Origin of the sequence: Flavobacterium sp., assembly GCF_046153165.1 — a bacterium.
Lineage (GTDB): Bacteria > Bacteroidota > Bacteroidia > Flavobacteriales > Flavobacteriaceae > Flavobacterium.
This window is the reverse complement of the sequence record NZ_JBJXEN010000123.1, coordinates 1-10,203: the sequence shown is the minus strand read 5'-3', so window position 1 is coordinate 10,203 and position 10,203 is coordinate 1. Positions and strand designations below refer to the sequence as shown.

Annotated in this window: 13 protein-coding genes, 1 tRNA gene and 1 pseudogene; 11 read left to right on the top strand and 4 right to left on the bottom strand. The window is 30.9% G+C overall.

Annotation, left to right across the window (positions count from 1 at the left end):
* From ACKVOV_RS14105 to ACKVOV_RS14095, 3 genes are all read left to right on the top strand, one after another.
* The coding region (locus ACKVOV_RS14105; RefSeq protein WP_409207392.1) for a prohibitin family protein at nucleotides 1-590 on the top strand (590 nt) is incomplete at its 5' end.
* A 23-nt stretch (nucleotides 591-613) separates the two neighbouring features.
* The gene (locus tag ACKVOV_RS14100) at nucleotides 614-844 is read left to right on the top strand and encodes a hypothetical protein (protein ID WP_409207391.1); all 231 of its coding nucleotides are present in this window, start codon (nucleotides 614-616) and stop codon (nucleotides 842-844) included.
* Between the two features lie 261 nt (nucleotides 845-1,105).
* On the top strand, nucleotides 1,106-1,312 hold the full coding sequence (locus ACKVOV_RS14095; protein WP_409207390.1) for a hypothetical protein: 207 nt from the start codon (nucleotides 1,106-1,108) through the stop codon (nucleotides 1,310-1,312).
* A gap of 64 nt (nucleotides 1,313-1,376) precedes the next feature.
* Here the strand turns inward: ACKVOV_RS14095 and meaB are convergent, their stop codons facing one another.
* The 3 genes from meaB to ACKVOV_RS14080 all read right to left on the bottom strand — a co-directional run bounded on the left by meaB (nucleotide 1,377) and on the right by ACKVOV_RS14080 (nucleotide 3,677).
* Nucleotides 1,377-2,465, bottom strand: a complete 1,089-nt coding sequence (meaB, locus tag ACKVOV_RS14090; RefSeq protein WP_409207389.1) for a methylmalonyl Co-A mutase-associated GTPase MeaB — start codon at nucleotides 2,463-2,465, stop codon at nucleotides 1,377-1,379.
* A 102-nt stretch (nucleotides 2,466-2,567) separates the two neighbouring features.
* The gene (locus ACKVOV_RS14085) at nucleotides 2,568-3,215 is read right to left on the bottom strand and encodes an NAD(P)-dependent oxidoreductase (RefSeq protein ID WP_409207388.1); all 648 of its coding nucleotides are present in this window, start codon (nucleotides 3,213-3,215) and stop codon (nucleotides 2,568-2,570) included.
* 54 nt (nucleotides 3,216-3,269) lie between these two features.
* Nucleotides 3,270-3,677 (bottom strand): Rrf2 family transcriptional regulator, encoded by a 408-nt coding sequence (locus ACKVOV_RS14080; RefSeq protein WP_409207387.1) that lies wholly within the window; start codon nucleotides 3,675-3,677, stop codon nucleotides 3,270-3,272.
* Between the two features lie 151 nt (nucleotides 3,678-3,828).
* Between ACKVOV_RS14080 and ACKVOV_RS14075 the strand changes: the two genes are divergently transcribed.
* The 8 genes from ACKVOV_RS14075 to ACKVOV_RS14040 all read left to right on the top strand — a co-directional run bounded on the left by ACKVOV_RS14075 (nucleotide 3,829) and on the right by ACKVOV_RS14040 (nucleotide 9,729).
* Nucleotides 3,829-5,049 (top strand): MFS transporter, encoded by a 1,221-nt coding sequence (locus ACKVOV_RS14075; RefSeq protein ID WP_409207386.1) that lies wholly within the window; start codon nucleotides 3,829-3,831, stop codon nucleotides 5,047-5,049.
* 109 nt (nucleotides 5,050-5,158) lie between these two features.
* The gene (locus ACKVOV_RS14070) at nucleotides 5,159-6,562 is read left to right on the top strand and encodes an FAD-binding oxidoreductase (protein ID WP_409207385.1); all 1,404 of its coding nucleotides are present in this window, start codon (nucleotides 5,159-5,161) and stop codon (nucleotides 6,560-6,562) included.
* Nucleotides 6,563-6,600: 38 nt separating this feature from the next.
* On the top strand, nucleotides 6,601-7,128 hold the full coding sequence (idi, locus tag ACKVOV_RS14065) for an isopentenyl-diphosphate Delta-isomerase (protein WP_409207384.1): 528 nt from the start codon (nucleotides 6,601-6,603) through the stop codon (nucleotides 7,126-7,128).
* A complete protein-coding gene (locus ACKVOV_RS14060) occupies nucleotides 7,125-7,535 on the top strand; it encodes a 6-pyruvoyl trahydropterin synthase family protein (protein WP_409207383.1) in 411 nt (136 codons plus the stop codon). Before idi ends, ACKVOV_RS14060 begins: the two co-directional genes overlap by 4 nt.
* Nucleotides 7,535-7,993: a peroxiredoxin gene (locus ACKVOV_RS14055; RefSeq protein WP_409207382.1), complete on the top strand. Its 459-nt coding sequence runs from the start codon at nucleotides 7,535-7,537 to the stop codon at nucleotides 7,991-7,993. The genes ACKVOV_RS14060 and ACKVOV_RS14055 overlap by 1 nt, the downstream gene beginning before the upstream one ends.
* 266 nt (nucleotides 7,994-8,259) lie before the next feature.
* Complete coding sequence (locus ACKVOV_RS14050; protein ID WP_409207381.1) at nucleotides 8,260-9,228, top strand: type I phosphomannose isomerase catalytic subunit; 969 nt, start codon at nucleotides 8,260-8,262, stop codon at nucleotides 9,226-9,228.
* A gap of 81 nt (nucleotides 9,229-9,309) precedes the next feature.
* A complete protein-coding gene (locus tag ACKVOV_RS14045) occupies nucleotides 9,310-9,576 on the top strand; it encodes a hypothetical protein (protein WP_409207380.1) in 267 nt (88 codons plus the stop codon).
* 79 nt (nucleotides 9,577-9,655) lie between these two features.
* Nucleotides 9,656-9,729, top strand: a tRNA-Thr gene (locus ACKVOV_RS14040).
* A 177-nt stretch (nucleotides 9,730-9,906) separates the two neighbouring features.
* On the opposite strand, the pseudogene ACKVOV_RS14035 reads toward ACKVOV_RS14040, so the two are convergent.
* Nucleotides 9,907-10,203: pseudogene (locus ACKVOV_RS14035) on the bottom strand (hypothetical protein); the annotation flags it as partial.

Here is a 10,203-nt window from a genome sequence, read left to right as displayed (position 1 = left end):
AAGGAGATGATGCGATTCGTGTTTTGTCAAACGATGGATTAGAAGTTGTTATAGATTTAACAGTTTTGTATAGAATTTCTCCAGCCGATGCTCCAAAAATTTTAAAAACAATTGGTGCCGATTATTCAGATAAAATTGTTAGACCAATTACCAGAACTCGTATTCGTGACAACGCTGTTTATTATGATGCGGTGGCATTATATTCTACAAAAAGAAATGAATTTCAACAGCGAATTTTTAAAAGTATTGAGGCTGATTTTAAATCTAGAGGATTAATTTTAGAACAATTGTTAATAAGAAATATCAATTTGCCACAATCTGTAAAAGCGACTATCGAAAGTAAAATAAATGCCGAACAAGATGCTCAAAAAATGACATTCGTTTTACAAAAAGAAAAGCAAGAAGCCGAAAGAAAAAGAGTAGAAGCACAAGGTATCGCTGATTATCAAAGAATTATTTCGACAGGATTAACAGACAAACAATTACAATACGAACAAATAAAAGCACAAAAAGAAATTGCAACTTCTCCAAACGCGAAAATTATTTTCATGAATGGGAAAAATTCTCCAGTGATTTTATCAGATAAATAGATTTCTCATTAAATAAATAAAATATGGAATTACCAAAATTTTTACTAGGCGACAATACCGATTTTCCAGATGATATTTTCATCATTCACCTAGATTATCCTCGATTTATTATCAATTTAAAAGATGATGAAGTAGAGTTTATGGAAGAAGCGGAAGATCTTGACGAAGCTGAACTAAATACCGAAATGGAAGGATTAATAGAAGAGGCTAACGCTTTTTATGATCGTGAAATGGAACGCTACGAGAAAGAATAATTAAGATGTATTTTGCAACGTTTAGTTTGTAATTTTTAGTTATTTTTAAATAATATAATTGTGTAACTGCAAAAGGTAAATTTACTTTTTGCAGTTTTTTTATATATTAAAAGGGTGTTTTTCCTTTTTTAAAAAGGTGTTTTTTACTGTAAATAAATTATTGGATTCTATTTAATTTTGAAATGTAATTACAAATGACAATTAGTAAAAAACAGGGAAGCTGAAAACTGAAAAGAGTAAGTAAATTTAAATTTAGAAATCATGAATTACAGATTTTTTTTAAGAATTATATTTATCATCATTATTGTTATTGGTGGAATAATAATAATAATTTTCCCACCAGTTCCTGAGCCAATTTGTATTGTATGTGGGCAAGGTTTGGGCAAATTATTAGGAATTTCTCAGATAGTTTTAGGAGCAGTGGGTTTATTTATTGAAAATAAGATTTTCAATGTTAATAAAAGATAGTGATTAATTGAACTAGCTTTGTATTAAAATGGCTACGAATTAGTTACATTCTAATTAAAAAAGACTATTTTTTAAAATACTTTTCTAACAAAATCTTGGCGGCTGCAAAAGGTGAAATTTCATCATTTGCAACTGCTTTTTTGTTTTCTTCTAATAATTTATAAATTTCAGGATGATTGAAGAAATTTGTTTTCAATTGTTCATTAATAGTTTCTAACATCCAATATTGGTTTTGTTCTTTTCTTTTTTCGAAGAAATAATTATTGGACTTTGTTAGTTCCATAAAATCACAAATTGTTTTCCAAACTTCAGGAATTCCATCATGAGTAATTGCGCTACAAGTCGAAGTAGTTGGCGTCCAACCTGATTTTTTGGCAGGAAATAAATGCAAAGCTCTATTGAATTCGGTTTTTGCTAAATTGGCTTTTCTGACATTATCACCATCAGCTTTATTAATAACAATAGCATCAGCCATTTCCATAATACCACGTTTGATGCCTTGTAACTCATCACCAGCGCCAGATATTTTTAATAATAAAAAGAAATCGACCATACTGTGAACAGCCGTTTCACTTTGTCCAACACCAACAGTTTCTATAATTATAGTGTCAAAACCAGCAGCTTCACAAAGTGTTATTGTTTCTCTAGTTTTTCTTGCTACTCCACCTAAAGTTTCTCCAGATGCACTTGGTCTTATGTATGCATTCTTATCTTTTACCAATTCTTCCATTCGGGTTTTATCACCCAGAATACTTCCGTGCGAAATAGTACTGGAAGGATCGACAGCAAGAACAGCCACTTTTTTACCCAAACCAGTTAAATATTTACCAAAAGCTTCTATAAAAGTACTTTTCCCGACTCCAGGAACGCCAGTAATTCCTATTCTTACAGATTTATTGGCATGAGGTAAACAAGCATTAATAACTTTATTAGCTTTTTCTAAATGCAATATGTTTGTACTTTCTACAAGTGTAATAGCACGACTTAAAGCGGTTATATTTCCTGATAAAATTCCGTTTACCAATTCTTCCGATGATGGTTGAATTTTTCTAAATTGCTGAATTTGTCCAACAGAAATAGTGCTGATAATCTCAGGAGGAGAAATTCCAGCTTTTTCATGAAGCGCACTAGTATGGATTTTTTTATTGGTCAAAATTTATCTCTTTGAAAGGTAAAAGTAATGAAAACAAAAACAGTTTCAAAAAGCGATTGCTAAATGAAACTGTTTTTTTATTTACTAAGTAAATACAAATGCTTAATAAGCCGCAGTGAAACGTACTCGATGATGTTTTGGAGTTTCAACTTCATCTGCAATTACTACTGCCAAATCTTCTCCAGATAAAATACTTCTTTGATTTTCATCAAAAACAGGATTTTCTAAACCCAAACGATATTTTCCAGTTCTTCCTGTTGCAATTCCTTGATGCATTTCGAAAGCTGGACTAAAAAATGCCCAATCTAAATCTTTTTCTTCTTTAATTATATTTAAATAATCTCGAGCAGCAGTTGCTCCAGCGTAATATTCTTTTGGAAAATTTGGGGTGTCTACAGCTTGAAGATTTGGAGCAACAAATAAGCTCCCTGCTCCTCCAATTGTTATGTAACGATTCACCCCTGATTTTTTTACCGCTTCTTGAATAGCTTTAGAACCAGCCATAAAATCATTATATATATCTGGATTTGTCCATCCAGGATTATAAGCACTTACGACTGCATCGTGATTTTTTAAAATATCAGAAAGTTCATCAATATTTAAAACATCTGCTTTTACATAAGTTACATTTTCTTGTTCTGAATCTTTTGGATTTCTTGCTATCGCAGTAATTTCATGATTCCGATTTGATAATTCATTTAATAGGTTTGTGCCCACAAATCCTGTGGCACCAATAATTGCAATTTTCATAGTTAAAATATTTAATAGTAATAAAAAATATTACAGTTTAATTTAAAAAAATAGTTAAAATTTATTTGAAAAAGCCATCAATGAAATCTCACTCAATTGATTACTTATTTTTTGATTAATATCTTCATATAGATTTTCTAAATTCTGATTAATTTGATTACCAACAGGACAAAGAGGATTAGGTTCATTTTTTGAAAATCCCAATGTAACCGTATTAAATGTGATTTTATAAATTTCGTCTAGTGATATATCTTTTGCGGGTTTCAATAATTTTGTACCTCCATTTTTACCTTCTTTGCTTTCTACAATATGATTTTTTTTTAGGTTTGCGATTTCTTTTCTTACTAAAACAGGGTGTAAATTCAAACTGCCAGCGATATATTCGGATGATAAATACTCATCAGAAAATTTAGTTAGTAATGTGAGAATATGTAATGTAATAGCAAATTTACCTGAAATCATACTGTAATAAAATATATTACAAATTTAATATTTAAATAATGACATACAAATTTTAGTATTTATTTGTGATTTCTTAATCTATTCCTAAAATTCAAATCGAATTTACTCTAAATGTATTTTTAGTAGTATTTTTGCAGAAAAAAATAGTAGAATGGAAATTACTTCGGAGGTAAATAGTCATATTAAAGCAGAAAATTTAGTTCAAAAAACCATTTTTTCAATCCTTTTCTCTATTAGTTTTGCGCATTTACTCAATGATTTAATCCAAGCAATAATTCCATCGGTTTACCCAATCTTGAAACAAAATTATGGGTTGACTTTTACCCAAATAGGATTAATTACTTTTTCATTTCAACTTACAGCATCTGTTTTTCAGCCATTTGTAGGTTATTATACAGACAAATATCCAAAACCATTTTCGCAAGTTTACGGCATGATTTTCTCTTCATTGGGAATCATTTCACTTTCTTACGCTAATAATTTACCTTGGATAATTGTTTCTGTAATGTTAATAGGTTTAGGTTCTGCTATTTTTCACCCAGAATCAGCACGAATTTCTAATATGGCATCGGGCGGAAAACGAGGATTAGCACAATCTATTTTTCAAGTTGGAGGCAATCTCGGAACAGCAATTGCGCCATTATTAGTTGCTGCAATCGTAGTGCCAAATTCTCAAAAATATATTCTTTGGTTTTTGATAGGCTCTTCTATGGGATTAATGATAATTTCTAAAATTGCCTTTTGGTATCGCGATAATTTAAAGCTAAAATTAGATAAAAAAAGACTTTTTATAGAACAGCATGATTTACCAAATAAAAAAGTAAAAATGGCAATTGCAATCTTACTTTTTGTGATTTTTACTAAATTTTTCTACTCAGCAAGTCTTTCTACATATTATCAGTTTTTTGTCATCGAAAAATTTCATTTAAGTATTCAACAAGCACAATATCATATGTTTATTTATCTGATAGCTTATGCTTTAGGGACAATACTTGGTGGTCCATTGGGAGATAAATTTGGCAGAAAATACATTATATGGTTTTCAGTTTTTGGAGCCACGCCATTCGCATTATTATTGCCTTATGCGAACCTTTTTTATACCGATGTTCTAATGATAATTATTGGAGTAATTATCTCTTCAGCATTTCCAGCTATTATTGTTTATGCACAAGAATTATTACCTAAAAAACTCGGAATGGTATCAGGCCTTTTCTATGGTTTTGCCTTCGGAATGGGTGCATTAGGATCTGCATTACTAGGAATTTTAGCCGATCACACATCAATTACATTCGTATACCAAATATGTTCTTACTTGCCAATTTTAGGAATTGTTTGTTATTTCTTGCCTAATGTGAAGAAGAAAAAAATATAGATGGAGCTATCCGATCCAATCTTTTTTGGCTAAAAACTTCGCTAATATTTACGTCTTCTTTGTAAATCTTTGCGAAATAATTTACTTTTACTCTTCAATTTACTGACTCATGCAAATCACATCAGAAATACTTCAAAAGTTAAACCAAATTATAGGAGAATCCTTTGTTTTTACGGACCAAGAAACCTGTAATCATTACGGACACGACGAAACCGAAGATTATGTTTTTCCACCATCGGTTGTTTTAAAACCAGAAACACCAGAAGAAATTTCTCAAATATTAAAGTTAGCTAACGAATATAAAATTTCAGTAACACCAATAGGAGGGAGAACAGGTTTAAGTGGAGGTGCATTATCTATTTATAAAGGTATTGGATTGTCTATGGAACGGTTTAATAAAATTTTGAATATCGACGAACAAAATTTGCAAGTTATAGTTGAACCTGCTGTTATTACACAAGTTTTGAGAGAAACAGTTGACCAAAAAGGATTGTTTTATCCGCCAGATCCAAGTAGTCAAGGAAGTTGTTGGATAGGAGGTAATGTTGCTGAAAATGCTGGTGGAGCAAGAGCCGTAAAATATGGAGTTACAAAAGATTATGTGCTTAATCTAGAAGTTGTTTTATCTACGGGTGAAATTATTTGGACAGGAGCTAATACTTTAAAAAATTCAACAGGATATAATCTTACCCAACTTATGGTGGGAAGCGAGGGAACTTTAGGAATTATTACTAAAATTGTTATGAAGTTACTACCAAAAGTTAATCATAATATATTAATGTTGGTTCCTTTTTACAAATCTAATCAAGCTTGCGAAGCAGTTTCTGCCATTTTTAGAGCAGGAATTGTACCAAGTGCTTTAGAATTTATGGAACGTGATGCGATTGATTGGACACTAAAATTTAATCCAAATATTTCTGTAGAGGTAAAACCAGAAATTCAAGCACATTTACTTATAGAAGTAGATGGAAATTATCCAGAAATTCTCATGCAAGAAGCTGAAAAAATCATGAATGTAGTCGAGCAATTTGAAATTGATGAAATACTTTTTGCAGATACCGAAGATCAGAAAAATGCTTTATGGAAAATGCGCCGTTCGGTTGGAGAAGCCGTAAAATCTAATTCTATTTACAAAGAAGAAGACACTGTTGTACCAAGATATGAATTGCCAAGATTGCTTTCAGGGATTAAAGAAATTGGAGCAAAATATGGATTTAAATCTGTTTGTTATGGTCATGCTGGAGACGGTAATTTACATGTAAATATTATAAAAGGAGACATGACTAACGAGAATTGGAATACACAAGTTACCAAAGGAATTCGTGAAATTTTCGAATTAACAGTTTCGTTAAAAGGAACTCTGTCTGGTGAACACGGAATTGGATTAGTCCAAAAAAACTATATGGATATTGCTTTTTCTAAAACTCATTTGGAACTTATGGAAAGAATAAAGTTTGTTTTTGACCCAAATAATATTTTAAATCCAGGAAAGATTTTTCCAGATAGTTTATGATTTTCTTTTTTTGTATTTTTACAACGCAATAAAAAAGTATGATAGAAGAAAAAGTAATTCTAGTAAACGAAAAAGACGAACAAATAGGCTTAATGCCAAAACTTGAAGCTCATGAAAAAGCAATTTTACACCGCGCTTTTTCAGTTTTTGTACTAAATAGTGACAACGAAATTATGTTACAACAACGAGCTCACCATAAATACCATTCACCTCTGTTATGGACGAATACTTGTTGTAGTCATCAAAGAGAAGGAGAAACAAATATTCAAGCAGGAACACGTCGTTTACGGGAAGAAATGGGTTTTGTAACCGAACTAAAAGAATTATTTCATTTCATATACAAAGCACCTTTTGATAACGGACTTACCGAGCACGAACTGGATCATGTCATGATAGGTTATTATAACGAAAAACCAATAATAAATAATGACGAAGTAGAAAATTGGAAATGGATGAGTATTGATGACGTGAAAAAGGATATGAATCAGAATCCAGATATTTATACAATTTGGTTCAAAATTATTTTCGACGAATTTTACCATTATTTAGAGGATCATAAATTATGAGAGTAACCATAAGTAGAAAAGCCCATTTTAATGCAGCACATCGATTGTATCGAAAAGATTGGACTTTCGAAAAAAACGATGCTGTTTTTGGGAAATGTAACAATCCGAATTTTCATGGACATAATTACGATTTAACAGTTAGTGTTACAGGCGAAATAGATCCAGAAACTGGTTATGTAATGGACGTCAAAATACTTTCAGATATTATAAAAGAAGAGATAGAAGACAAATTCGATCACAAAAATTTAAATATCGATGTGCCAGAATTTAAGGATTTAAATCCAACAGCAGAAAATATAGTAGTCGTAATTTGGAATAAAATTCGAAAAAGAATTACATCCAAAATGGACTTAGAAGTGATATTATATGAAACACCACGTAATTTTGTAACTTATAAAGGAGAATAATGGAAATAATTAAAGTAGGAGATAAGATGCCAATATTTGGAGCAAAAGACCAAGATGGAAACGATTTTTATATAGAATCCGTACTACACAAAAAAATACTAGTTATCTATTTTTATCCAAAAGACGAAACACCAGGTTGTACAAAACAAGCTTGTTCTTTTAGAGATGAATATGAAGATATTAAAAATGCAGGAGCCGAAGTAATTGGCATAAGTGGAGACAGTACAAAATCTCACAAAAAATTTGCTCAAAATCACAAGCTACCATATACTCTATTGTCAGATAATGACAAAAGTATCAGAAAACTTTTTGGTGTACCAACCATGATGTTAGGACTAATTCCAGGAAGAGTTACTTATGTGGTCGATCTAAAAGGGATTGTGCAAATGGTTTACAACAGTATGGACGCCAGTCAGCATATACCTAAATCACTCGAAGCAATCCAAAAATTGAAATAAATATTTTTCATAAGCGATCCGAGCTATAGCGAACTAGCGAAGCAATTGCTTGGGTATTCTTGTAAATCATATTCCTTCTGTCGTTGCAAACGAAGTTCACTGAACTCCAATTGAAATAAACATTAATTGAAGTAATCTTTTTTTTGTGTTCTTGACACTCTTATCTAAAAAAAAGTAAGGGACTCAAACTAACGAAAAAAAGGATTTTTACTCCATCAGGGTTAATTGAATAAATTTTCCCATTTTTGCACTATAATATTATGAATATGAGTATAAATTGGTATCCACTTATTTTCGAACCCATTCTAAAAGAAAGAATTTGGGGAGGAACTAAGTTACAATCAATCCTCGAAAAAAAAATTACTTCACAAACAACAGGCGAAAGCTGGGAATTATCTCAAGTTGCAGGAGACGTAAGTATCATAAAAAATGGTTTGCTACAAGGGAAAACATTAAACGAATTACTTGAAAAGTATCCTGAGGAAATATTAGGAACAAAAAATTATAAGCAATTTGGAGAACAATTCCCTTTGTTATTTAAATTTCTAGATGCTCGTGAAGATCTATCAATACAAGTGCACCCTAATGATGAGCTAGCAAAGAAACGGCATAATTCTTTCGGAAAAACCGAAATGTGGTATGTCATGCAAGCTGATGAAAATGCCAGAATTATTGTGGGTTTTAAAGAAAAATCTTCCCCAGAAGAATATTTAAAACATTTAGAAAATAAGACGTTGACCACAATTCTAGAAGAAATTCCAGTAAAAAAAGGGGATGTGTTTTTTCTAGAAACAGGGACAATTCATGCTATAGGGGCGGGTATTTTAATAGCTGAGATTCAGCAAACATCAGATATTACTTATCGTATTTATGATTTTGACAGGAAAGACGCACAAGGTAATACAAGAGAATTACACAATGACTTAGCCCTAGAAGCTATAAACTATAATAAAGTAGAGGCTAAGAAAAAGTACAATAAAATAATTAACACTTCAAATGAAGCAGTAAATTGCCCTTATTTTACGACTAATTTTATCCCGCTCGATGGGGAATTGACTTTTAAAGAAAATTCAAGTTCATTTAAGGTATTTATGTGTACTGAGGGTGAATTTGATTTGGTTTATAACAAGGAAAAACAATCATTCAAAAAAGGAGAAACAGTATTGCTTCCAGAGGTAATTACTCATTATACTTTAATAGGGAAGGCATCTATTTTAGAAATTTACATTTCATAGTCTATATTATAAAGATTATATGTACTTTTGCACCCGAATTATAACATTCAACAGAATATAAAATTTCAAAAATAAAATAAAATGGCAAACGTTAAGAATTTAAAAAAAGACATCAACTACGTATTAGGAGATATTATTGAAGCAGTTTACTTGTATGAAATGACAACTTCAGGAAAACCTACTGATGCAACAAACGGTTTAATCGATCAGGCTATTGCAGCTTTTGATGCTTTAATTGTAAAAGTAAACGCAAAAAATGTAGAAAACAAAAAAGCACACTTCAAACAAATCAATTTAGAATTGGAACAAGTTGCAAATCAAATGGTTGAAAAAATCAACGCATTGTAGTTAAAAATAATTGTAAAAAAGTGCTAATTTATTTTGGAAATTAGAAATTCAGAATTATATTTGCACCAGAATTTAAGTCGCCAGCGTAGCTCAGTTGGCTAGAGCAGCTGATTTGTAATCAGCAGGTCGTGGGTTCGAGTCCCTCCGCCGGCTCTTTTGTAAAAACCATCACATTTACTTGTGGTGGTTTTTTTGTTTTAAAACTTCTCGTTATTCGATATTTAAATATTAGTTATTCAATATTTAATCTTAATTTAATTGTACAAAAAAAGCGCAAGGTTCACAAACTATATTATGTGAACTTTGCGCTTCAAGTGTTTTAAGAAAATATTATTCTTGCTTTTTTCTTTTAGCTAAATATTCATTTAATTTCTTTCCGTATTTAGATTTTGCAACTTTAGGAGACATCGATTTTGCAATAGTATCTAGATATTTAATATTAATATCATAAATGTCGGTCAAAGCGATATAAGGCGCAACTTCGTAATCAGCATTCGTTAGAGCAAAGTTTCCAGCGTATAAATACCTACGTTTCAAAAGGGCATCTTGTTTTTTAGTATTTTCTTCAGAGATATCTTTTTTAGCTTTTAAAGCTATTATTTCATCTTTTAGATAATTTAACTGTTG

What these genes read in the sequence shown, in the direction of transcription:
- ACKVOV_RS14100 (WP_409207391.1), top strand. Translation starts at nt 614, where the DNA reads ATGGAATTACCAAAATTTTTACTAGGCGACAATACCGATTTTCCAGAT.
- ACKVOV_RS14095 (WP_409207390.1), top strand. Translation starts at nt 1,106, where the DNA reads ATGAATTACAGATTTTTTTTAAGAATTATATTTATCATCATTATTGTT.
- ACKVOV_RS14085 (WP_409207388.1), bottom strand. Translation starts at nt 3,215, where the DNA reads ATGAAAATTGCAATTATTGGTGCCACAGGATTTGTGGGCACAAACCTA.
- ACKVOV_RS14080 (WP_409207387.1), bottom strand. Translation starts at nt 3,677, where the DNA reads ATGATTTCAGGTAAATTTGCTATTACATTACATATTCTCACATTACTA.
- ACKVOV_RS14075 (WP_409207386.1), top strand. Translation starts at nt 3,829, where the DNA reads ATGGAAATTACTTCGGAGGTAAATAGTCATATTAAAGCAGAAAATTTA.
- ACKVOV_RS14070 (WP_409207385.1), top strand. Translation starts at nt 5,159, where the DNA reads ATGCAAATCACATCAGAAATACTTCAAAAGTTAAACCAAATTATAGGA.
- idi (WP_409207384.1), top strand. Translation starts at nt 6,601, where the DNA reads ATGATAGAAGAAAAAGTAATTCTAGTAAACGAAAAAGACGAACAAATA.
- ACKVOV_RS14060 (WP_409207383.1), top strand. Translation starts at nt 7,125, where the DNA reads ATGAGAGTAACCATAAGTAGAAAAGCCCATTTTAATGCAGCACATCGA.
- ACKVOV_RS14055 (WP_409207382.1), top strand. Translation starts at nt 7,535, where the DNA reads ATGGAAATAATTAAAGTAGGAGATAAGATGCCAATATTTGGAGCAAAA.
- ACKVOV_RS14050 (WP_409207381.1), top strand. Translation starts at nt 8,260, where the DNA reads ATGAGTATAAATTGGTATCCACTTATTTTCGAACCCATTCTAAAAGAA.
- ACKVOV_RS14045 (WP_409207380.1), top strand. Translation starts at nt 9,310, where the DNA reads ATGGCAAACGTTAAGAATTTAAAAAAAGACATCAACTACGTATTAGGA.